Origin of the sequence: Streptomyces rimosus (assembly GCF_008704655.1) — a bacterium.
In the GTDB taxonomy this organism is placed as follows: Bacteria; Actinomycetota; Actinomycetes; order Streptomycetales; family Streptomycetaceae; genus Streptomyces; species Streptomyces rimosus.
This window is the reverse complement of sequence record NZ_CP023688.1, coordinates 389,119-409,418: the sequence shown is the minus strand read 5'-3', so window position 1 is coordinate 409,418 and position 20,300 is coordinate 389,119. Positions and strand designations below refer to the sequence as shown.

21 protein-coding genes and 3 pseudogenes are annotated in these 20,300 nt (G+C 70.9%); 15 read left to right on the top strand and 9 right to left on the bottom strand.

Features of this window, described 5'->3' with window-relative positions; all coding sequences use genetic code 11:
* Window positions 1–83: 83 nt before the first annotated feature.
* The 3 genes from CP984_RS01700 to CP984_RS01690 all read right to left on the bottom strand — a co-directional run bounded on the left by CP984_RS01700 (window position 84) and on the right by CP984_RS01690 (window position 3,946).
* A complete protein-coding gene (locus CP984_RS01700; protein WP_076611972.1) occupies window positions 84–1,763 on the bottom strand; it encodes an IS1182-like element ISSdi1 family transposase in 1,680 nt (559 codons plus the stop codon).
* Window positions 1,764–1,892: 129 nt separating this feature from the next.
* Window positions 1,893–3,239 (bottom strand): crotonyl-CoA carboxylase/reductase, encoded by a 1,347-nt coding sequence (gene ccrA / locus CP984_RS01695; RefSeq protein ID WP_003980492.1) that lies wholly within the window; start codon window positions 3,237–3,239, stop codon window positions 1,893–1,895.
* A 305-nt stretch (window positions 3,240–3,544) separates the two neighbouring features.
* Window positions 3,545–3,946, bottom strand: a complete 402-nt coding sequence (locus tag CP984_RS01690) for a GNAT family N-acetyltransferase (RefSeq protein ID WP_003980493.1) — start codon at window positions 3,944–3,946, stop codon at window positions 3,545–3,547.
* Between the two features lie 51 nt (window positions 3,947–3,997).
* On the opposite strand from CP984_RS01690, the gene CP984_RS01685 reads away from it, so the two are divergent.
* Window positions 3,998–4,801 carry an alpha/beta fold hydrolase gene (locus CP984_RS01685; RefSeq protein WP_003980494.1) on the top strand — a complete coding sequence of 268 codons (804 nt, stop codon included), beginning with the start codon at window positions 3,998–4,000 and terminating at the stop codon, window positions 4,799–4,801.
* Window positions 4,802–4,812: 11 nt separating this feature from the next.
* On the opposite strand, the gene CP984_RS01680 is transcribed toward CP984_RS01685, so the two are convergent.
* Window positions 4,813–4,932, bottom strand: a complete 120-nt coding sequence (locus CP984_RS01680; RefSeq protein WP_003980495.1) for a hypothetical protein — start codon at window positions 4,930–4,932, stop codon at window positions 4,813–4,815.
* A gap of 163 nt (window positions 4,933–5,095) precedes the next feature.
* Between CP984_RS01680 and CP984_RS01675 the strand changes: the two genes are divergently transcribed.
* Window positions 5,096–5,689, top strand: coding sequence for a MarR family winged helix-turn-helix transcriptional regulator (locus CP984_RS01675; protein ID WP_003980496.1), 594 nt, complete (start codon window positions 5,096–5,098; stop codon window positions 5,687–5,689).
* Window positions 5,690–5,733: 44 nt separating this feature from the next.
* Here the strand turns inward: CP984_RS01675 and CP984_RS01670 are convergent.
* Window positions 5,734–6,260 (bottom strand): annotated as a pseudogene (locus tag CP984_RS01670) (gamma-glutamyl-gamma-aminobutyrate hydrolase family protein); the annotation flags it as partial.
* Here CP984_RS01670 and CP984_RS41795 point away from each other — a divergent pair.
* The 3 genes and pseudogenes from CP984_RS41795 to CP984_RS01660 form a co-directional block, all read left to right on the top strand.
* Window positions 6,252–6,420 (top strand): annotated as a pseudogene (locus CP984_RS41795) (fumarylacetoacetate hydrolase family protein); the annotation flags it as partial. The pseudogenes CP984_RS01670 and CP984_RS41795 sit on opposite strands and share 9 nt — an antisense overlap.
* Before the next feature lie 177 nt (window positions 6,421–6,597).
* A complete protein-coding gene (locus tag CP984_RS01665; protein WP_003980499.1) occupies window positions 6,598–7,239 on the top strand; it encodes a hypothetical protein in 642 nt (213 codons plus the stop codon).
* Between the two features lie 310 nt (window positions 7,240–7,549).
* Window positions 7,550–8,311, top strand: a complete 762-nt coding sequence (locus tag CP984_RS01660) for a DeoR/GlpR family DNA-binding transcription regulator (RefSeq protein WP_003980500.1) — start codon at window positions 7,550–7,552, stop codon at window positions 8,309–8,311.
* 46 nt (window positions 8,312–8,357) lie between these two features.
* Here CP984_RS01660 and CP984_RS41790 read toward each other — a convergent pair whose 3' ends face one another.
* Entirely contained in the window at window positions 8,358–8,933 is a 576-nt protein-coding gene (locus CP984_RS41790) for a sigma-70 family RNA polymerase sigma factor (RefSeq protein ID WP_003980501.1), read from the bottom strand.
* A gap of 477 nt (window positions 8,934–9,410) precedes the next feature.
* Here CP984_RS41790 and CP984_RS01650 point away from each other — a divergent pair, with 477 nt between their 5' ends.
* From CP984_RS01650 to CP984_RS01635, 4 genes are all read left to right on the top strand, one after another.
* Complete coding sequence (locus tag CP984_RS01650; RefSeq protein ID WP_003980502.1) at window positions 9,411–9,725, top strand: hypothetical protein; 315 nt, start codon at window positions 9,411–9,413, stop codon at window positions 9,723–9,725.
* Window positions 9,718–10,791 carry a polyprenyl synthetase family protein gene (locus CP984_RS01645; protein ID WP_003980503.1) on the top strand — a complete coding sequence of 358 codons (1,074 nt, stop codon included), beginning with the start codon at window positions 9,718–9,720 and terminating at the stop codon, window positions 10,789–10,791. Before CP984_RS01650 ends, CP984_RS01645 begins: the two co-directional genes overlap by 8 nt.
* 46 nt (window positions 10,792–10,837) lie before the next feature.
* A complete protein-coding gene (locus tag CP984_RS01640; RefSeq protein WP_003980504.1) occupies window positions 10,838–12,034 on the top strand; it encodes an oxygenase MpaB family protein in 1,197 nt (398 codons plus the stop codon).
* A gap of 132 nt (window positions 12,035–12,166) precedes the next feature.
* The gene (locus CP984_RS01635) at window positions 12,167–12,469 is read left to right on the top strand and encodes a DUF6506 family protein (protein ID WP_030183192.1); all 303 of its coding nucleotides are present in this window, start codon (window positions 12,167–12,169) and stop codon (window positions 12,467–12,469) included.
* A gap of 81 nt (window positions 12,470–12,550) precedes the next feature.
* Here CP984_RS01635 and CP984_RS01630 read toward each other — a convergent pair whose 3' ends face one another.
* Window positions 12,551–13,684, bottom strand: coding sequence for a hypothetical protein (locus tag CP984_RS01630; RefSeq protein WP_003980506.1), 1,134 nt, complete (start codon window positions 13,682–13,684; stop codon window positions 12,551–12,553).
* A gap of 305 nt (window positions 13,685–13,989) precedes the next feature.
* Between CP984_RS01630 and CP984_RS01625 the strand changes: the two genes are divergently transcribed.
* Window positions 13,990–14,427 carry an AAA family ATPase gene (locus tag CP984_RS01625; protein ID WP_106963015.1) on the top strand — a complete coding sequence of 146 codons (438 nt, stop codon included), beginning with the start codon at window positions 13,990–13,992 and terminating at the stop codon, window positions 14,425–14,427.
* Window positions 14,428–14,470: 43 nt separating this feature from the next.
* On the opposite strand, the pseudogene CP984_RS01620 reads toward CP984_RS01625, so the two are convergent.
* A pseudogene (locus CP984_RS01620) lies at window positions 14,471–14,842 on the bottom strand (DNA-binding response regulator); the annotation flags it as partial.
* Window positions 14,843–15,181: 339 nt separating this feature from the next.
* Here CP984_RS01620 and CP984_RS01615 point away from each other — a divergent pair.
* The 3 genes from CP984_RS01615 to CP984_RS01605 all read left to right on the top strand — a co-directional run bounded on the left by CP984_RS01615 (window position 15,182) and on the right by CP984_RS01605 (window position 17,959).
* Window positions 15,182–16,210: an NAD(P)H-dependent flavin oxidoreductase gene (locus CP984_RS01615; RefSeq protein ID WP_003980508.1), complete on the top strand. Its 1,029-nt coding sequence runs from the start codon at window positions 15,182–15,184 to the stop codon at window positions 16,208–16,210.
* Window positions 16,207–16,920, top strand: coding sequence for an SDR family NAD(P)-dependent oxidoreductase (locus CP984_RS01610; protein ID WP_003980509.1), 714 nt, complete (start codon window positions 16,207–16,209; stop codon window positions 16,918–16,920). Before CP984_RS01615 ends, CP984_RS01610 begins: the two co-directional genes overlap by 4 nt.
* A 229-nt stretch (window positions 16,921–17,149) precedes the next feature.
* Window positions 17,150–17,959 carry a bestrophin-like domain gene (locus CP984_RS01605; RefSeq protein ID WP_003980510.1) on the top strand — a complete coding sequence of 270 codons (810 nt, stop codon included), beginning with the start codon at window positions 17,150–17,152 and terminating at the stop codon, window positions 17,957–17,959.
* Window positions 17,960–18,086: 127 nt separating this feature from the next.
* Here CP984_RS01605 and CP984_RS01600 read toward each other — a convergent pair whose 3' ends face one another.
* Window positions 18,087–18,836: a dienelactone hydrolase family protein gene (locus tag CP984_RS01600; RefSeq protein ID WP_003980511.1), complete on the bottom strand. Its 750-nt coding sequence runs from the start codon at window positions 18,834–18,836 to the stop codon at window positions 18,087–18,089.
* Between the two features lie 107 nt (window positions 18,837–18,943).
* Here CP984_RS01600 and CP984_RS01595 point away from each other — a divergent pair, with 107 nt between their 5' ends.
* Window positions 18,944–19,423, top strand: a complete 480-nt coding sequence (locus CP984_RS01595; RefSeq protein ID WP_003980512.1) for a MarR family winged helix-turn-helix transcriptional regulator — start codon at window positions 18,944–18,946, stop codon at window positions 19,421–19,423.
* 125 nt (window positions 19,424–19,548) lie between these two features.
* Window positions 19,549–20,292: a CPBP family intramembrane glutamic endopeptidase gene (locus CP984_RS01590; RefSeq protein WP_226048587.1), complete on the top strand. Its 744-nt coding sequence runs from the start codon at window positions 19,549–19,551 to the stop codon at window positions 20,290–20,292.
* Window positions 20,293–20,300: the final 8 nt, after the last annotated feature.

Sequence of the window (20,300 nt, the reverse complement as noted above, 5' to 3'; positions counted from 1 at the left end):
GGGGCGGGTGCGGGTGCTTTCCGGAGCACCCGCACCCCGCCGTTCATGGCTGAGGGGGCCGGTCCCGCAAGGACGCTGTTGGTTTATTCGGTCCCTGCTTGTGCCCCGTCGAGCGTCATCTCGGCGGGGCACAGTGCTGCGAAGTGGCTGGTGCGGGTGCGGGCTCGGGGTGTGCCGGTGAGGTGGGCGTCGATGCGGGCAAGGTTGATCGCGGCTCCGGTGAGCTGGTGCTGGAGGCTGGTCTTTGTCAGGCCCCGGTAGCGGGATCTGCGCAGGCCGCAGCGCCCGACTGCTTGGGAGATGCTGCCCTCGACCCCGGCACGGATCTTGTAACGGTCCTTCCAGGCATCGGTTTGCTGCTCGGCGCGGCTGTGTCGGATGATCTCGTGTTCCTCCCGGTGACGCAGCATGATCTCCCGGCGCTGGCCGGTAGCCGAGCCCACGCACTCGTGCCGGTGGGGACAGGGGCGACACTCGCTGTGGCGGAACCGCACGCGGATGACCGCGAGGCCCTTGGAGTCCGTGCGCGGATACCACTGGGTCGTGGTGACGCCGCCGGGGCAGGCCACCTGCTGCTGGTCCCAGTCGACGGTGAATGCGTCCAGGCCGTAGGGGCCCGCGGACTGGGCGGACGTGTTGGCAGCCATGGGCCCGTGCAGCGCGACGCCATGCTCGGTGCGGGCGGCCAGGACTTGAGTGGCGGTGGGATAACCGGCATCGACCCAGTGTTCGCCGGGCAGGCAGTCGCGGTCGGCGAGGCCCGCGTGGATCGACTGGCTCATCACGCTGTCCGAGACGGTGGCGACGGTGGTGGCCACGTTCGTGATCAGGTTCGGGGCGTCCGCCTCGCAGATCTCGGTGAGATGGACCTTGTAGCCGTCCCACATGATGTCCCGCTTCACGCTGCCACGGGCCTCGCGGTCATACGGGGTGACCAGGCGCATCATGCCCGGCGGACGGTCTTTTGGGTCCCGCCTGGCCACCTCGCCCTCCACCATGTGGAAGTGCTGGACCCAGACCTGCCGCAGGATCTCCACCTCATCGAGTGCGCGAAGCCGGTGCGGTGCAACGGTGGCGAAGACCTCCTCCAGCAGCCGCATCCCGTCCCTGCCGATCCGCAGGCCCACCTCGTCCCGCCTGGCACGGCCCTTGGGGAACCGGGACTCCTCGGCCCGGGTCGCGTAGTGCCGGAACCAGTCCGGCTCGGCGGCTTCGGCCAGCCAGCCGGGGGCAGCCTGGGCCAGTGCGTTCAGAGCCGATCGCAGCGTCTCCGCGACCAGCTCCAGCCAGTTCAGCTGCCGTGCCGAGGACAAGATGTGCGTGGAGTCGGTGCGGGCCCGGCCCGCGCTCTTGAGCAGCCCCTTCTCGCGGGCTGCCACCAGCACACCGTCCATGACCCGGCGCCCTCCATCGGCCCCGGCCAGCCGGTCCCTGAACTCCGACAGCACCGAGAAGTCGAAGCCGGGATCGCCCAGTTCCAGCCCGAGGGCGTACTTGAAGTCGATCCGCGCCCGCACCGCTTCCGCGGCCTGGCGGTCGGTCAGCCCGTCCACGAACTGGAGCACCGACACCAGCGCCAGACCGGCCGGAGACCAGGCAGGCCGGCCTCGTGAGGCGAACAGATCCGCGAAGTCCTCGTCCCGGAACATCGGCCCCAGCTCGTCCCGGACCCGGATCGCCAGGCTTCCCTTCGCAAACGCCGCCCGGGCCACCCGCACCGTCTCCGCCGGAATCTCCCCCGGCCCACTCGGACGCATCGACATCGACACCCACCCCACACAACAACGTCGGTCTCCACGACCACAACCGGATCGTGGAGACCGACGTCACGCGAGGGACCGAATAAACCAACAGCGTCCCGCAAGGGCCGGCCCCCTCAGGCATGGTGCGGATCAGTCCTCCAGCGTCCCGCGGAAGCGGTTGATGGCGCTGGCGTGCCGCGCCCGGAACTCGGCGTCCCGTACGCCGAGTCCTTCCTCGGGAGCGAGCGCCAGAATGCCGACCTTGCCCTGGTGGAGGTTGCGGTGCACGTCGTACGCCGCCTGCCCGGTCTCCCTCAGGGGGTAGGTCTGGGACAGCGTCGGGTGGATCCTGCCCTTGGCGATCAGGCGGTTGGCCTCCCACGCCTCGCGGTAGTTGGCGAAGTGCGAGCCCACGATGCGCTTGAGCGACATCCACAGATAGCGGTTGTCGTACTGGTGCTGGTAGCCCGAGGTGGAGGCGCAGGTGACGACCGTGCCGCCCTTGCGCGTGACGAACACACTCGCGCCGAACGTCTCCCGCCCCGGGTGCTCGAAAACGATGTCCACGTCCTCGCCGCCGGTCAGCTCGCGGATGCGCTTGCCGAACCGCTTCCACTCCCGGGGGTCCTGCGTCTGCTCGTCCTTCCAGAACCGGTACCCCTCGGCGTTGCGGTCGATGACCGCTTCCGCGCCCATGGACCGGCAGATCTCCGCCTTCTGGTCGTTGGACACCACACAGACGGGTGTGCCGCCGCCGGCCAGCACCAACTGCGTCGCGTACGAACCGAGTCCGCCGCTCGCGCCCCAGATCAGCACATTGTCACCGACCTTCATGCCCGCGCCGTTGCGGGACACCAGCTGGCGGTACGCGGTGGAATTCACCAGCCCGGAGGCCGCCGCCTCCTCCCACGTGAGATGGCCGGGCTTGGGCATCAGCTGATTCGACTTCACCAGCGCGAGTTCGGCGAGACCGCCGAAATTGGTCTCGAAGCCCCAGATGCGCTGCTCGGGGTCGAGCATCGTGTCACCGTGGCCGTCCGCGCTCTCCAGCTCGACGGACAGGCAGTGCGCGACGACCTCGTCACCGGGCTTCCAGACGGTGACGCCGGGCCCGGTGCGCAGCACGACGCCCGCCAGGTCGGAGCCGATGACGTGGTACGGCAGGTCGTGCCGCTTGGCGAGCTCGCTGCGCCGGCCGTACCGCTCCAGGAACCCGAACGTCGGCAGCGGCTCGAAGATCGAGGTCCAGACGCTGTTGTAGTTCACCGAGGACGCCATGACGGCCACCAGGGCCTCGCCGGGACCGAGTTCGGGGACGGCCACCTCGTCGAGGTGCAGCGACTTGCGCGGGTCCTTGTCGCACCCCGCGAGCCCCTCGAACATGTCGGTCTCGTCCTTGTGGACGGTGATCGCGCGGTACGACTCGGGCAGCGGCAGCGCGGCGAAGTCGGCGGCCGTGGTGTCCGGCGCCTGAATAGCGTTCAGTATTTCCTTCACGGGGAGCCTCCGGAAAAGGCGGGTCGGCAGTGCAGCGGTAAGGGCGAGGCGACTCCGGCCGCGTGATCACCATTCCCGTGCGTGAGGAGTCAACGCCTCCCCGTAATCCCCTTGGGCGGCCTTGGGAAGAACCCCGGAAAACCCGCCCCGCGGGAGCACGGAAAGACGGGCCAATCATGGCCGGAAGGCACTAGAGGAACGCCTAGTGTTCCCACCGGTAAGTTCGCGGCCGACCGGGCGCGTCCTGAATCCCGCCTTCCGGAAAACACATTCTTCCGCGCTTCTTTTCGTCCGGCCGGATGTTCTCAGAGTGCGATGAGACCCGCGTTCGTCGGCTGGAACCCGCAGGCGTCGAAGTAGAACGTGCGCAGTTCGTCGTCGAAGTCGACGTGCAGCCATTCGCACCGCGCCGCCCGGGCGCCCCCGACGGCCGCGGCGACCAGCCCGGCACCGATCCCGGAACGGCGCATGTCCGCCGTCACCACGGTGTCCAGGACGAACGCGTGGACACCACCGTCCCACGCGACATTGACGAAGCCGACGAGTTCACCGTCACGGTCGCGCCGGGCGCACACCCAGCCGAGACTGTGCCGGTGGACCTGCGCCACCCAGTCGATGTCCAGGCCCCGGTGGCCGAAGCCCTCCGCGTGCAGCCGGTTGACGGCCGCGTTCTCGAAGTCGCCCCGCCACTCGTACGTGATCGCCATGCCGTCAGCGTAGGGGGCGCGCGGTTTTCCCCGTGGCGCACAATGGTGCGCATGGCCGAGCTTGTCGCAACGTCCGTCGGTGGCACACCGATCACGGCCCTCGACGACGGCGAAGGACCGCCGCTGCTCCTCGTGCACGGGGGCGGTGGCGGCACCGCGTCCTGGGACGGCGTCATACGGTCGCTGGCCGACGGCTTCCGGGTGGTCAGGATCGCCCGCCGTATCTACGTCCCCGGGGCGACGACCCCGCCGTACTACTCGACGGCCGTCGAAGCGGCGGACATTCTGGCGATCGCCGGGCTCCTCGGCCGGCCCCCGCTGCTGGCCGGTCACTCCTCGGGCGCGGTCGCCGCGCTCGAAGCGGCGGTGCGTGCGCCCGAGGCACTGGCGGGCCTGTTCCTCTACGAACCGCCGGTGTCCACCCGGTCCCTGGCCGGAGGGGAGGCGGCCCGGCGCGCCCGTGCGGCGTTCGAGGCGGGAGACGCCCGCGAGGCGATGCGGATCCATCTGCGGTACATCGTCCGCGAACCCGCTGACCTGGTCGAAACGATGGTCGCGGACCCGAAGGCGCGGGCCGCGTTCACCGCGAAGGCGGCAGCGGGCTTCGCCGACATCGACGCGCTCGACGCGCTGGGAGTCGGCGTCGAGCGCTTCCAACGGCTCCATGTGCCGACCACCCTCCTACAGGGCGACAAAAGCCCGGCCCACCTACGGGAGCGCCTGGCCGACCTGGCGACCGCCCTGCCCGACGCACGGATCGTCACGCTCGCCGGGCAGGGGCACACGGCCCACCTCACCGCTCCCGCGGAACTGGCCGAGGCCATACGGGAGGCGGCCACGCGCGTCTTCCGCTGACGGCGCGGTGCCTACGCCAACGTGACCTCCACCGCCAGCTCCTTCAGCCCGTTGACCAAGTTGGAGCGGACGTAGCGGGGCTCGGCCGTGCGGCGGGTGTCGGAGAGGCGGGGGAGGAGTTCTTCGAACATCACCCGCAGTTCGAGGCGGGCCAGGGGGGAGGTCGGATTCGTCGACGAGATCGGGAGGGCCGGCGCGATGCGGGTTATCGTCTGAGTCCGTAAGGGTCGCGAACGGCAACGGTCGTACGGGAGCGGACACAACCCGGCGGAGGACCGCGGGAAACGGCGAGAGATGCGGGGAGAACACGACGTGACGGTGCACCGTTCTCTCCGGGAGACCGAGAAGGCCGTACAGGCCAAACTGGGCGACACACCGGTCCGGCACACGCAGATGGTCGCGGTGGCGAACATCTACCGTGCCGCCGCCGCGGTGCGGCAGCACTTCGAGAACTCCGTGCTGCGGGGCGCCGAACTGACCTGGACCTCGTTCGTCGTGCTGTGGGTCGTCTGGATCCGGGGCGAGATGGAGACCCGCCATGTCGCGGAGGAGGCGGGCATCTCCAAGGGCACCCTGACGGGGGTGTCCCGTACGCTCCAGAGCCGGGGCCTCCTCGAACGCAACAGCCACCCCTCCGACGGGCGCCTGGTGCTGCTGCGGCTGACGGAGCGGGGCGAGCAGCTGATGGCCGAGGTCTTCCCCGCGTTCAACGCGGAGGAGGTGTTCGTCGCCGAGCGGCTGACCGACGAGGAGTGCGGGACACTGGCCGATCTGCTGCGGAAGATCGTGATGCAGACGGAGGAGAACGGGGAGGAGCGGCGACTCGCCCTCCTCGACGGCGCCGACCCGCACCCGCGGCGCAGCGGACGCCGCTCTTCGCGGAGCTGAGGCGGTGACCGCGGGCGCCCCGGCCTCCGGCCCGGCACCGCCGGTCAGGAAACCCGCCCCCGGCTCGCCTCCACCAGCGCGCCGAACAGCCCCTGCTGCCCGGCGTCGGAGGCCGCCGTGTCCTCGGGCTGCCACTGGACCGCCGTGAACCAGGCGCGGTGGCCCGGCAGTTCGAGGGCTTCGACGGTGCCGTCCGCCGCGCGCCCGGTGACCGCGAGGCCGTCGCCCAGCCGGTCCAGGCACTGGTGGAGATAGCACGAGACCTCCACCTTGTCGGCTTCCCCTGCGGCTTCCGGAGGCCCTGCCGCGGCCGTCGCTGTGGCCCTGGCCGTCGCCCTCGCTCCCGCCATCGCCTTGGCGATCACCGACCCCGCCGCGAGCGCGACGCGGTGAACGCGATGCCGGCGGCCCGCCTCCTCGCCGCCCACATCCTGACGCAGCGTCCCGCCCAGAGCGACGTTGTTGACGACCTGGAGCCCCGGCAGACGGCCAGCAGCGGCAGTTCACTCGCCGGCGCGTGCCGCGCCACCGCGAGGTCGAACGCGTCCTGCTGGGCGTCCACGTCGTGGACGTCGAGGCGGAGGGCCTGGGACGGCTGACCAACCACATCGTGGCGGGCCTGACGCCCATACGGAACGACTGCGGCGCCCAGCCGACCGCCTCGGAGGAGGGACCTGTCCACGGCCCTCGGCGGCGACTGGGAGTACCGCGGCATCCGTCCGCCGCGCCGGTCCTGGACCCGGCGACTCCGCGGGCCCGGTGTGCGACCTGCGGATGACGGCGTGGTGCCCGGCGGGGGAAACGCGAGCGTGGCAGTGACGACTCCAGGTGGATGGGGAGACGGCCGCTGATCAGCAACGATGATGCGGCCGCGCGGCGCACTTCCCCCGGACACCAGGAGAATCCCCATGCGTTCTGTCATCCGTCGTAAGGTGACCGTCTCCCTTACGGCCCTCGCCACGATGAGCACCCTGAGTACGGCGTGTGCCACGTCGGCCGGCGCCAACGCCGGCAGCCGGGAGGCGAGACCCGCGTACGCGAGTGTGACCGGCAGCGCGGAGTTCACGCTGCCGTATGTCAAGGACGATGACGTCCGCTCGTTCACCTTCGACGCGCACGCCGCGCCCTACAGCAAGCCGCTCCCCGGAATTCCCACCGGCCTGCCCACCGATGCCCGCGGCACGGTGAAGGTTTCCCACTACTCGGCCGGGCGGGACATCACGTACACCTCGGAAGGCCGGGTGGACTGCCTGGTCACCGGCCCGCACACCGCCACGCTGACCGCCGTCATCACCAAGGTCAGCGCCGGGGGACCGCCCTGGGTGGGCAAGCGGCTGGGGTTCAGCGTCCATGACGGCGGCGCGGACCAGGGCCGCTCGCGCGACCGGGTGGGATTCTCCTGGGAGATGGTGAACCTGCTGCCGGGCGGCACCGCCGAAACGCCGGAGGCGCAGGTCGGCACCTGTATGGCACCGGCCCCGTACGCCCCCGTCACCAAGGGCGGATACACCGTCCACCACGCTGATCTGCTGCCGCCGCCCCGGGGCTGACTTCGAATCACGCCTGCGCGGGCCCGGACGGGTCGGACAGCAAGTGGTCGTGCGCACGGGGCGATCGGGCACGCCCGGTACGGGCGGCCCGTGCCCGGAGCGGGCCGGGCAACGGCCCTTCCCGTACGAGAACGGGCACGTTCGGGCAAGATGTGTGGTGCGACGGGCCGGACCGGGCGGCCCGGATACCGGTAGGAAGTGGGGCCAGGGCCGTACGGGGGAAGGAAACGGCGGTATGCCACACACCAGTTGAGCAGTCGGCACGAGTGCGGAGCGCCCGGTCGCCGGCGTCCGGGATCGGGGGTGCGCAGTGGAGGCCGAGGAGCGCCGGCGCCGCATCGTGGAGGCCGCCCGCGAGGCGGGATCGGTGGACGTCGGCAAGCTCGCCGCGGATCTCGGGGTGGCCAAGGAGACCGTACGGCGGGACCTGCGGGTGCTGGAGGAGCACGGACTGGTGCGGCGTACGCACGGAGGCGCGTATCCGGTGGAGAGCGCGGGGTACGAATCGACCCTGGCCTTCCGTACCACCATGCACCTGTCGGAGAAGATCCGGATCGCGTCCGCCGCGGCGTCGATGCTCAGCGACGCGGAGAGCGTCTTCATCGACGAGGGCTACACCCCGCAGCTCATCGCCGCGGCGCTGCCCGTGGACCGCCCGCTCACCGTGATCACGGCCTCCCTGGCCACCGCTGCGCTGCTGGCCGCCCGGCCCAGCGTCACCGTGGTGCTGCTGGGCGGCCGGGTGCGCGGCGGCACCGTGGCCACGGCCGACCACTGGGCGGCGGGCATGCTGTCCGAGTTCGTCGTCGACCTGGCGTACATCGGCGCCAACGGCATCTCCCGGGAGTACGGCCTCACCACCCCCGACCCGGCGGTGAGCCAGGTCAAACAGCAGGCCGTACGGGCGGCCCGGCGCCGGATCTTCTCCGGCGTGTACACCAAGTTCGGCGCGGTGAGCCTGTGCCGCTTCGCCGAGCCGGCGGACTTCGAGGCCATCGTCACCGACACCCGGCTGCCGCAGGGCGAAGCACACCGCTACTCGCTGCTGGGCCCGCAGGTTCTGCGCGTGTGACGGCGCGCCGTGAGGCCGGCTGACGGAGGCGCGACGACCAGGGCGGTCAGGCGGCGGTCAGGCCGCGGCTGCTGAGCCCGTCGCGCAGCGCGCGCATCGCGTAGTACACCCGCGACTTGACGGTACCGGGCGGCACCCCCAGCACTTCCGCCGTCTGCGCGAGGCTGCGTCCCATGAAGTACACGTGCACCAGCACCTCGCGGTGGTTCGGTGCCAGCTCCCGCATGGCCTCGACCACCACCCGCCGGGTCAGGGCGCGGTCGACCCCGTCGGGTACGGGCGAAACGGGCACCTCGGCGGCGCCGACCTCGGCGGGCCGGGCCTTGCGCGAGCGGTGACCGTCGATGACCAGGTTGCGGACCACGGTGAACAGCCAGGGGCGCAGCGCGTTCGTCGTCGGATCGAGGTCGTCGGCGCGCTGCCAGGCGCGGAACGCCACCTCCTGCAAGACGTCCTCCGCGCGGTGCCGGTCGCCGTCCAGCAGCCGGGCCGCGAAGCCCAGCAGGGCCGATCCGTGCCGTTCGTAAAGGGCGTCGAGGAACTCCTCGGCCTGTCGCGCCGAACGGGCCGGTACGGCACGGGAGTCCTTGGCGCGCCCGGTCAGCGGCAGCGGTGTCTCCACGGTGTGACTCCTCACGTTCACGTGCTGTGAGCTGGGGCGTTCGCCCCGGGCGCGCGGGGGAACACGCCACAGAAGACGTTGTAACGCCGCGGGAGCACGACCGGGGTGTCCGTGTGGGCGGGCAGCGTGACCGAGTTGGCGGGGCCGCCCGCTTCGGCTTCGTACGCCGACGTGCCATGCCGCGGGCCGGGCGCGCGGGGCGGTGCCCGGAGCGTCCGGCCCGGCGTCCGCCGTGCCCGAACCGTGGCCCGTTTCCCGCCCGTACGGGCAACGGGACCGGGCGGCAAGGTCCGGGAACTCCGGCCGGATGGCTCTGGCGCCGCACCGATGATGACCGAACAACGGGCCGATCATCACTCTTTCGCAGGAAACGATGATCTCGCACGGGGGACGGGGCGCCCGAAGCCCCGTGTGCTCCGCCGCCGGCCGGTTCACTGAAAGCTCCCCACAGGACTTCACCGCACAGGAGCACCGGACATGCCCGAACAGGGACAACAACGCGACACCCCGCCCCTCGGCGCGGCCGCACGGCACACCGCCGCCGGACTGGAACAGGCCCTCCTGCTCGCGGTCGGCGCCGCCGACCTCGTGCTCGACCACGTACGCCAGGCCGCCGAACGGGGCCAAGGACTGCTGCGCCGCTCCGACCTGCGGGAACTGCTCGCCGACGGGGTGGACGAACTGCGCACCCGCGGTGAGCTGGCCGCCCGGCGTGTCGGCCCGGAGACCGACAACTACCTGGAGCTGATGGCCTGCCGGGCCGTGCGGCGGGCCGGCGGGCCGCATGCATGACACCGGAGAGCTCAAGAAGAGGATCGATACGTGCCTGCGGCGGCTGGTCGACGAGGAAGAAGCCGAACTGCTCCGCGTATCGGACGAACTGGCCCCGCTGTGCCGGCAGCTGCGCGCCTCGCTGACGCGCGGCAAGCGGCTGCGCGCCGCCTTCCTGTACTGGGGCTGGCGCGCCTCCGGCCAGCCGGACTGCGAGGGCGTGGTCAAGGCAGCGGCCGCCATGGAACTGGTGCACGCGGCCGCGTGCACCCACGACGACATCATCGACGACAGCCGCCTGCGGCACGGCGCCCCCACGGCCCACGTCGCCTTCGCCGAGAGCGGTGCCCCTGCCTGGGGCACCGCGCCCGGAGCACCCCACGAGGTGCGCCAGGAACGCTCCGCCGCGCTCGCCATGATGCTCGGCGACCTGCTGATGGGATACGCGGGACAGGTCTTCGCCACCTGCGGCCTGCCCGGGGCGTATGTGGCGCGGACGGTGCCCCTGTGGTCGTCGCTGCTGCGCGAAACCATCGCGGGCGAATTCCTGGAGGTGCTGCGGACGGGAGGCGTCGTCCCCAAGGTCGCCGAATCGCTGGAAGTGGCCCGGTACAAAACGGCCAAGTACACCGTGGAACGGCCCCTGCACATGGGCGCGACTCTCGGCGGCGCGTCCCCGAGGGTGCTCGCCGTTTTCACCGCGTACGGGATGCCACTGGGCGAGGCGTTCCAGCTCCGTGACGACCTGCTGGGCGTCTTCGGCGACCCGGCCGAGACGGGCAAGTCGAACCTTGACGACCTGCGGGACAAGAAGCCCACCGCGCTGCTCGCGCTCACCGCCGCACTGCTGTCCGCCGACCAGGGGCAGCAGCTGCGCGAGGCGCTGGGCAAACCGGCGCTGGACGAGGCCGACGCCGCCCTCGTACGGCAGTGGATGGAGCGCAGCGGCGCCCGCCGGCGCATCGAGGACATGATCCAGGAGCGGATCGCGCGGGCCCGCGCGGCCCTGGACTCCGTGCCGCTGCCGCCGGAGGCCCGCGCGGCGCTCCGCACGCTGGCGGACTCGGCGACCAACCGGTCCCTGTGACAGCAGGGGCAACCGGCCCCGTGACAGCGAGAGAAACGAGGAGCCAGTGACCACCGAGACCACCGAGCCGGCCGCACGGTACACCGACGCCACCCTGGACGCGCTGCGCCTGCAAGGCGACCCGCTCGCCGACGCGACCGTCACGGCCATGTTCGAGCGCGGCGAGGTACGCGACTTCAACACGCTCATGCGCTTCTTCAGCACCGCGGGCAACAAACTGCCGCAAGGTCTGCCGCCCTCGGCGGCCTCCTACCTGGAGGCGACCGGCATGCCGCCCACGTGGGTGGACTGGGACATCATGGAGCGCGCGCGGCTGTTCTTCATGGACAACGCCGCACACATCAACACGGGGCTCTCCTTCGCGGCGATGCCCGCCACCTACGCCGTACCGCGCGTCGCGAAACTGCTCGCCTCGACGCACTCCATGGACTATCCCTCGCGCCGGATGGCGAACACGGGCCAGTTCGTCACGTACCTGATGCAGACCAACGCCTTCGAAGAAGGCAGCAAATTCATCCCGGCCGCCCAGAAGGTCCGCCTGCTGCACGCCGCGGTGCGCCGCCATCTGACCACGTCGGGCCGCTGGGACACGGAGCGCGACGGCACGCCGCTGTGCCAGGAGGACATGATCGGCGGGCAGATCTGCTTCTCGATCCTGGTACTGGACGCGATGCACCGCCTCGGCATCCACATGAGCGAGGAAGGGGCGGAGGCGTACTACTACGCGTGGCGGGTCGTCGGGTCGATCCTGGGCTGCGACATGGAGGCGGCCCCGGAGAACCTCACCGAGGCCCGCGCGTACGCCGACCTCTACCTCACCCGCAACCTGGGACCGTCCGAGGACGGGGTCCGGCTCAACGACCAGCTGATGCGGATGTACGAGGACGTCGTCCCCGGCACCCTCTTCGACCCGATCGTCCCGGCCACCATCCGCTTCCTGGTGGGCCCGACCATCGCCGACTGGCTCCGGATTCCCCGCAGCCCCTGGGACACGGCGGCCAAGGCCGTCCCCGTCCTCCTCGGTGTGCTGGAGACCATCGAGGACAGCAGCCCCTTGGGAGAGTGGGCCCTCGACAAGGCGGGCAACCTCCTCACCGCCTTCGAACTGGGCTCCCTCACCCGCGGCCGGGTCATGCAGTACGCGATCCCGGAGGAACTGAAGACTGACTTCGGGGTGCGCTCACAGCAGCACCGTAACCAGCGGTGGGTGCCGCCCGCTCCGACGGTGGTGGGGGTGGACTGACGCCGTGGGCGGCCGGGGCGGTGCGGAGCCGGTCGCGTACCATGCGTCGGCAGCTTGATCCGCGTTCCGCAAGCCCCCGCCCCGGCCGTCGTGAGCCGGCGGCATCAACGACCGCACGAGGGATGCACACCTATGGCGCTCACACATTTCGGTTTCATCTACACGGCTCCCGGCAGTACCGCCGGCGGCGATGTCAGCGTGGTGGACACCGGCGAGTGCCGCAGTGTCCTGGTCGGCGTGGCGAAGCCCGAGGAGGGTATCGAGGTCGCCCGCCGTCTGGTGAGCGAGGGCGTCCAACTGATCGAACTGTGCGGGGGGGGGTTCGGCCCGGTGTGGACCGGGCGGATCATCGAAGCCATCGACGGAGCGGTTCCCGTGGGCGCGGTCGGTTACGGACCGGAAGCGGTCGACCAGGTGCACGCCATCTTCTCCTGAGCGCCTTCTCCTGACCGTGCGGCCGGTGCCGTCCACCGCGTCACCGGTGTGCAGGGAGCCGTCCGGCTCCCTGCACACGTGTCACATACGGCCCGCTCCCTTACCGGAACGACGTGTCACCTCACGGCCTCCGGCCAGCCGCAGTGTCACGAAGGCCACCACCCCGGCGATGACGCCGAAGGTGAGGGCGGCCGGGACCCCGTCACCGAGTTTCGAGAACAGATGCGCGGGTCCCCATACGCTGACGGTGCCGTCCATCACCGTCTTCAGCAGCTGGCCGGCCAGCAGTCCCAGTACGGTCACGCAGACCGTGCCCACCGCCATCGCCGGCACCGTGATCCGCGTGAGCAGACCCGGCAGCAGCCGCAGCCCCCACCAGACCACGCCCAGCACGAGCACGTCGGTGAGCCGGTACAGCAGCCAGTCGCCGAGCGGCGTGTTCCCCGGGCCCGACCACCCGCCGAGCAGCAGCCATTGGCGCAGCAGATCGCCGGGCTCGGACAGCATCCCTCCGCCGCCGAACGAGGTCTGAATCCAGGCCGCCACCGCTTCGTACGAGAGGGCCACCAGCGACAGCGCGATCACCGCGGTACCGGCGCTCGCGGCCAGACGGGCGGCGCGCATCGGCACGCCCGGCCGGGGCGGGAGATCCGCGCCCTTGGCGGTGATACGCGCCACGGCCACCGTGAGCAGAGCAGCCAACAGCGCAGCGAACACCACGACCGGCCCGCTCGACGCGATCACGTTCGCCAGCTGCGGCAGGACCCGGAAACTGCCGCGTCCCCCGGATGCGATCAGCCATGGCGCGGAGACCGTCACGGCCAGCGTTCCGGCCACCGGGCCCCAGGCCCACAGTGCGAGCAGTGTGGCCGGTGTACGGCGCTGCGTCGGCGGAATCCTGCGGATCAGGAGCAACGCGCCGGCCAGGTAGAACGCGAAGACCGCCACGAATCGGACGTGCATCGCGGTGCGGTACAGATCGGCGTACTGGGCGCCCGCACCCGCGTCCGCGCTCCCACCGGACAGCGGCCCCGCCGGAGGGTCGTACGCCCAGGGCGCGAGCCAGCGCCGCAGCTCGTTCACGGTCTCGATGCCGAACACACCCGCGGAGCCCGGAAGTTGCAATGCCCGCACGCTCGCCCCCGCCCACCACAGCAACAACGTGACCAGCAGACTTCCGACGAGCGCCGGTATCACGGCACGCCGGTATGTCATGTTCTTACCCCCCTGCTTCGGCCCTGCGGCCTTTGAGCGATCTTGATCAGCAGAAGCGTACGGGGTGACAACGGCGCAGGTGACGGCGTCGGTCGCGCCGACGGCGACCAGGCGGCGGGCCGCGGGGCGTTGACGGCTTCCGCGGTCTCACAAAAGCCCCAGAAGTCCGTGCAACTGCCAAATGTCACGTCCCATCAAGAACCTGTCGGCCGTGGCCGCCTCCACCCTGCCCGGTGCCTGCCGCAGGGGATGGCCCGGGCCTGGCTCCGGCTCCGTACGAAGAAGATTGTGAGAGACCTCCAGCAATGACTCGGAGGACGATTCCGGTGCAGCTCGGTGCCCGGCACGCAGAGTGGCGTGCGTTCGATCGTTTGGTGACCTCGACGGCCGACGGGCGTGGTGGGGCCCTGGTGGTGGCGGGGGAGGCGAGCATCGGCAAGTCCGCGCTCATCGACGCCGTGGCGGAAGCACTGGACGGGTTCGAGGTGCTGCGGGCCGCCGGTACGGAGTTCGAGCGCGATCTTCTCTACGCGACGCCGCACCAGCTGTGCGCCCCGGTCCTCGACCACCGGCGAAGACTGCCCGCCGTACAGCAGCGGGCGCTGGAGGCGGTGTTCGGCCTCGGCACGGAGCCCTCGCCCGAGCCGCTGACGGTCGGCCTCGCCGTCCTGGGGCTGCTGCTCCGAGGTGGCCAGGCACGGGCCGGTCTGCTGTGTGGTGGACGACGCCCAGTGGATCGATGACGCCTCGCGGCGCGTGCTGGTGTTCGTGGCCCGGCGGGTGTCAGCCGAGCGGATCGCCCGCCGGATGGTCGCCGCCGCCCCGGTGCAGGCGCCCCACCTGGCTGATCAGCCGGCCCAGCAGGTCGGCGGGCAGATCGCCGCCGCCCTCGGCCGCGGTCAGCACCGCCTGCACCAGCCGGTGCGCGGTGGCCTCGCGGCGTCAGACGATGGCCCCCGCGCCGCACTCGATGACGTCCAGCAGTTCGTTCTCCCGGATCGTCCCCACGACGAGCACGGCCACGGAGGCGGACCCGGGGTCCGCACAGAGATCGACCTCCGGGTGGCGGCGCAGCTGACTGACGACCCCCTCGCGGCTGATCGGGTCGGATGCGGTGATCGTCACCCGCACCCGGCTCACGGTGGGTACGGCAGCCATGACGGCCGGGCGCGTGCTGAGCAAGTGATTCCCCCTCTTCCCTGTCCGGTCCATGGGGTCCATGGGGCCGGTACGTGGCAGTGCTGTCCACCATGCCGCCGGGGAGGGGAGTGCCGCGTCGGCGAGAACTACGTAAGCGGGGGCCTACGTAATGGGGAGACGTCGGTTTCGGGGTGGGACGGCCCGAGCCGGGCAGGGGCGGCCATACGACCGTACACGTGTATCCGCGCCGGACTCTGGCCTCGTACCGGCACCGGTGGGAACCTGCCGGATGGGGAGGTGCCCTCTCACCGGGGGTGCGGGGGCATCCGCTTGCCCGAAAGGCGCGAGGGGGCCGTCATGGGGGTGCTGTCCACCAGGTTCACCGAAAGGTTCGCCGTTCCGTATCCGTTCGCCTGCGCCGGGATGGCCTTCGCGGGCGGGACCGCCGATCTGGCGGTCGCCGTCACCACCGCGGGCGGCATCGGCGCGGTGGGGGCCGCGCTCATGCACCCGGACCACCTCCGGGAGCTCATCCACGAGATCCGCGCGGACGTGGGGGAAGCGCCGTTCCACGTCAACCTGATCACCTACTTCGACAACGCCGAGCACGTCCGCGTCTGCGTGGAGGAGCGGGTTCCGATCGTCTCGTACCACTGGGGGCACCCGCCGGCCGAGCAGATCGGGCGGCTGCGCGCGGCCGGGGTGTCGGTGTGGGAGCAGGTCGGCTCCGCGGAGGCGGCCGAGTGCGCCGTGGCGGACGGGGTGGAGGTCGTCGTCGCCCAGGGCTGGGAGGCGGGCGGGCACAACTACGGCGGCCTGCCCACCATGGTCGGTGTGCCCGCCGTCGTGGACGCCGTGGGGGAGCGGGCGCTGGTCCTGGCCGCGGGCGGGATCACCGACGGGCGCCAGGTGGCGGCGGCCCTGTGCCTGGGCGCCGACGGCGTGTGGGTGGGCACCCGGCTCCTCGCCTCGCCACAGGCGCAGGTGCATCCCGAGCACCACCGGCGGCTGATCGCCTCCCGGGGGGAGGACACGGTCCGTACGGCGGTGTTCGGCCCCGAATGGCCGGACTTCAACCCGATGCGGGTGCAACGCGACCGCGTGGTGGCCCAGTGGCACGACCGGCTGGACGAGGTGCCGGCCGACCGCCACGCCCTGGAGGAGGTCGGCACCACGGTCTTCCAGGGCGAACGGATGGTGCTGCGCAAGTTCAACGTGTTCCCGCCGGTGCCCGGCACGGAGGCCGACTGGGAGGAGATGCCCTGGCTGATGGGGCAGGGCGTCGGCCTCGTCCACGGGGTGCGGCCCGCCGGGGACATCGTCCGGGAGATGATGGGCGAGGCCGAGCGGGTGCTGAGCCGGTTCCGGTCCGGAGGCGCGTCATGAACGCACAGGGGCAGAAGGCCGCCGTCATCACCGGGGCGTCGCAGGGCATCGGCGCCGCGCTGGTCGCCGCCTACCGCAAGCTCGGATACGGCGTGGTGGCCACCTCGCGCACCATCTCCGCGTCCCGCGCCCCGGACGTCATCGCCGTCCGCGGGGACATCGCCGACCCCGCGACCGCCGAACGGGTCGTCGCCGCGGGCGTGCAGCGGTTCGGCCGTATCGACACCCTGGTCAACAACGCGGGCCTCTTCCTCGCCAAGCCGTTCACCGACTACACCCCGGAGGAGTTCGCCTCGGTGATCGGGGTGAACGTGACCGGCTTCTTCCACCTCACCCGGTCGGTCGTCCGGCACATGCTCGCGCTGGGCGGCGGCCACATCGTCACCCTCACCTCCAGCCTGGTCGACAACGCCGACTCCCGCGTGCCCTCCGTACTCACCTCGCTGACCAAGGGCGGCCTGCAGTCCGCCACCAAGTCGCTGGCCATCGAATACGCGACACGCGGCATCCGCGTCAACGCCGTCTCGCCGGGCGTCATCAACACCCCGATGCACCGGGAGGAAGAACACGCGGCCCTCAGCGGCCTGCTCCCGGTCGGCCGGATGGGCGCACCCGGCGACATCGTCGACGCGGTCCTGTACCTGGAGAACGCCACCTTCGTCACCGGGGAGATCCTGCACGTCGACGGCGGCCAGAGCGCCGGGAGCTGACGTACGGCCCGGTGCCCCGATTTCGACCGGCAGACAGCAGCACACCGCCGGCCGGTCGCCTGGCCCTCCCGGCGCCGCACCGGGACCGGTACCTCCAGGCGCTCCGAAAGCGTCGCTCGTACGGATGGCCGGGTGGGCGATCCCGTATGCCGGTCGCCGTGGTCAGGCAAAGGCAACGCGAAAGAAACCGCCGGCGTCGAGCCCTGACCCCGCTCCCGGAGACGCACTCATGATCGTCACCATCGTGGTGGCCGCCGTTGCCCTGGCCCTCGGCCTGACCGCCCACCACTTCCTGCGCCGCAACGACACCGACGCCGACGACGAAGGGTTGTCGGTACGGGACCTGATCAGCCCGGTACAGACCCTGACCGTACTGATCCTCGCCTTCGTCCTGGCCACCGCCGCCGGCTCCTACAACAGGGCCGAGGAGGCCGTGCACAACGAGGCCAACGCCGCCGACCACCTCGCGGAGACGGCGGACTTCCTCCCCAACGCCGCACAGCGCCGTCGGGTGCAGGCCGACGTCGTCTGCTACACCCGCGCGGTACGCCACTACGAATGGCCGACCATGGCCGACGGCCACGGCTCCCCGGTGCCCAGCGTCTGGACCGCCGACCTGCGTGCCGCCTTCAAGGACATTGGCACGGACCAAGGCGCCTTCGGCATGCTCGTCGGAGCGGACGACACCCGGGCCAAGGCCCGCCAGGCACGGCTGACGGAGTCGACCGCGGCGGTCCCCGCGGCGATCTACTGGTTCATGCTCGTCCTGCTCTCCATCACCGTGATCTCCCTGTGCCTGTGCATCCCCAGACGCCACAACCGTCCCCAGCTCGCCACCCTGGCCATGGCCACCGCCCTGCTCACCGCCACCCTGCTGCTCGTCCACGACGCCGAGCGGCCCTTCGGCGGCGCCATCACCGTCGCCCCCACCGCCATCACCGACGTCGAACACCAGACCACCCGCGACTTCCACACCGACGCCCCCGGCACCGCCCTGCCCTGCGACAGCCGTGGGCACAAGGAGAGCGGGAGCGCGTAGGGCCACGGGTGGCGGACGTGGCCACGCTGGCGCCTTCGCGAAGCCGGTGTACCGGACGGCAACGGCGTATTCGAGGCGTAAGCCTGCCCGCACCGCACCCTTCACCCTCTTCGGCGCCGCCGAATTCTCAGCCGGCTGTCAGCGTGCGATCGAGGAGAGGCAGCAGACGGTCCCAGTGGCGCTGTAGGGCGGAGGGGCTGTAAGCGGAGGTGTCGGACATGGTGAAACCGTGGACGGTGTCGGGGTAGATCTCGGTGGTGTAGTCGACGCCCGCGGCATCCAGGGCCTGGTTGAGTTCGCTCAGGGCCTCCGGTGTCAGGTCGCCTTCGGCGAGGCCGATGTGGACTTGGGCCGTGAGCCGGTGGGCGAGGCGGTGCGGGCTGTCGGGTGCGTCCGTGACCAGGAAGCCGGGGTGGAATCCGGCGACGGCGGCCACCTGGCCGGGGTGCGCCGTTGCGGTACGCATCGCCAGGGCGGCGCCCATGCAGTAGCCGATCGTGCCGACCGGCCCGGCACTGACCTCGGGCTGGGCGGCGAGGAAGTCGAGGTAGGCGTCGGCGTCGCGCAGGACCAGGTCGGTGGTGAGCCCCTCGACCAGCGGCATCAGCTGCGCGAAGACCGCGGACCGGTTCTCTTCCCCGATGTGGTCGGGAAGTTCGACCACCGGAGAAGGGCCGTGCCGGTAGTAGAGGTTGGGGACGAGTACGTAGTACCCGTGCTCGGCCAGTTCGCGGGCCTTGTTCTCCAGCTCGGGCCGCAGTCCGAAGGCGTCCATGTACAGCAGCACCCCCGGGTGCCGCCCGTCACGGTCGGGAAAGGCGGCGAAAGCGTCCGACCGGCCGTCGGCGGTGGGAATCTGCAGCGTCTTGGTGGGCAAAGTCTTCCTTCCTTGGAGCGCACTCCAACTTCATTTGTCGCTCTAACGGTTTGGCGCGTGTGAACGTACATCGTTAGGCGGACTAACGCAATGGGTAGGATGGCGCCATGATCAGAGCCGAAGCCGCGGACATACCCGACGACGGCGCGCCCCGGACGCCCGACAGACTGCGCCGGCGCGCGAGCCGACTGCTGTCACAGCTCACCGTACGGTCGGACCGGCTGATCACCGAGGGACTGGCCGAGGCCGACGCCCGCAAATGGCACTACGCGGTCCTCGCCTCACTGCTCGAACACGGGCCGGGCAGCCAAGCGGCACTGAGCCGGCGCACCGGCATCTACTGCAGCGACATGGTCGGCGTACTCAACGAACTGACCGAACGCGGCCTCGTCGAGCGGACCCCCGACCCCGAGGACCGGCGCCGCAACATCATCACGATCTCCGCCCGGGGCCGCCGCCGGCTGCACCACCTCGACAAGGTCCTCGACGACCTCCATGACCTGCTGCTCGCCCCATTGAGCCCCACCGAACGCGACCAGTTCGTACAGCTGTTGACCCGCTTGCTGGACCATCACGCCCGCAGTTGAGCGTTCCGCGCCGAGTGGCATCGGTCGGCCCGCTGTTCGCAAGCCCTCGACCGCCGCACCCCGCAGCTGCAGAATGCACACAACGACCGCACCATTCGACCGGCAACCTCATCAAGGACCATGCCGTGAGTCGGAAGAAAGTCGGCTCGGCCGGTGACGCCGTGCGTGCGTCGCGGCCGATGAGCACCGGTGCAGCAGTGGGTTTCACCGTGGCCGTGCTGGTGATTGCCAATGTGGTCAACAATCGGTGGGCGCCGGGGTTCGGGGTGCTGACTGCCGTTGTGTTCAGTGTGTTGCTGTTGGGGGTGCTGTTTCGGTCCGGAGGGACTTGGGCGGACGCTGGGATGGGCGCGGCGACGCTGAAGCGTGGGGCTCTCTGGGCGGTGGTGTTGATCGGGCTGGTTGGTGTGGGGTACGCGGTGGCCGCACTGCTGCCGGTCACCCGCGGGCTGTTCGCGGATGAGCGGTATGGCGGGCTTACCGGCGGTCAGGTGGCGTTGCGTGTTCTGGTGGCGGTGCCGGTCGGCACGGTGTTGTTGGAGGAGATCGCCTTTCGGGGCGTGCTGTATGGGTTGGTGCGTCGGGCGCGGGGCGCGGTGTGGGCGACGGTTGTGTCGAGTGTGTTGTTCGGGGTGTGGCATGTGCTGCCTTCGCTGGGGCTGGCGGTCGACAAGCCCGCTCTGACGCCGCTGTTCGGCCGTTCCGTGGCCGGTGCGGTGATCGCGGTGGTGGCGGCGGTGCTGTTCACCGGGGCGGCGGGTGTGCTCTTCTGCGAGCTGCGCCGCCGTAGCGGAAGTCTGCTGGCGCCCATGGGGCTGCACTGGGCGGTCAATGCGTTCGGCTACCTGGTTGGCTTCCTGCTGCGGTGAGGGGGCGG

Excerpts from the sequence above, each read along its gene's own strand:
- CP984_RS01610 (WP_003980509.1), top strand. The coding sequence starts at position 16,207 with ATGAACGCACAGGGGCAGAAGGCCGCCGTCATCACCGGGGCGTCGCAG.
- CP984_RS01665 (WP_003980499.1), top strand. The coding sequence starts at position 6,598 with ATGCGTTCTGTCATCCGTCGTAAGGTGACCGTCTCCCTTACGGCCCTC.
- CP984_RS01645 (WP_003980503.1), top strand. The coding sequence starts at position 9,718 with ATGCATGACACCGGAGAGCTCAAGAAGAGGATCGATACGTGCCTGCGG.
- CP984_RS01685 (WP_003980494.1), top strand. The coding sequence starts at position 3,998 with ATGGCCGAGCTTGTCGCAACGTCCGTCGGTGGCACACCGATCACGGCC.
- CP984_RS01630 (WP_003980506.1), bottom strand. The coding sequence starts at position 13,684 with ATGACATACCGGCGTGCCGTGATACCGGCGCTCGTCGGAAGTCTGCTG.
- CP984_RS01595 (WP_003980512.1), top strand. The coding sequence starts at position 18,944 with ATGATCAGAGCCGAAGCCGCGGACATACCCGACGACGGCGCGCCCCGG.
- CP984_RS01700 (WP_076611972.1), bottom strand. The coding sequence starts at position 1,763 with ATGTCGATGCGTCCGAGTGGGCCGGGGGAGATTCCGGCGGAGACGGTG.
- CP984_RS01675 (WP_003980496.1), top strand. The coding sequence starts at position 5,096 with ATGCGGGGAGAACACGACGTGACGGTGCACCGTTCTCTCCGGGAGACC.
- CP984_RS01650 (WP_003980502.1), top strand. The coding sequence starts at position 9,411 with ATGCCCGAACAGGGACAACAACGCGACACCCCGCCCCTCGGCGCGGCC.
- CP984_RS01625 (WP_106963015.1), top strand. The coding sequence starts at position 13,990 with ATGACTCGGAGGACGATTCCGGTGCAGCTCGGTGCCCGGCACGCAGAG.
- CP984_RS01680 (WP_003980495.1), bottom strand. The coding sequence starts at position 4,932 with ATGTTCGAAGAACTCCTCCCCCGCCTCTCCGACACCCGCCGCACGGCC.
- CP984_RS01635 (WP_030183192.1), top strand. The coding sequence starts at position 12,167 with ATGGCGCTCACACATTTCGGTTTCATCTACACGGCTCCCGGCAGTACC.
- CP984_RS01690 (WP_003980493.1), bottom strand. The coding sequence starts at position 3,946 with ATGGCGATCACGTACGAGTGGCGGGGCGACTTCGAGAACGCGGCCGTC.
- CP984_RS01615 (WP_003980508.1), top strand. The coding sequence starts at position 15,182 with ATGGGGGTGCTGTCCACCAGGTTCACCGAAAGGTTCGCCGTTCCGTAT.
- CP984_RS01605 (WP_003980510.1), top strand. The coding sequence starts at position 17,150 with ATGATCGTCACCATCGTGGTGGCCGCCGTTGCCCTGGCCCTCGGCCTG.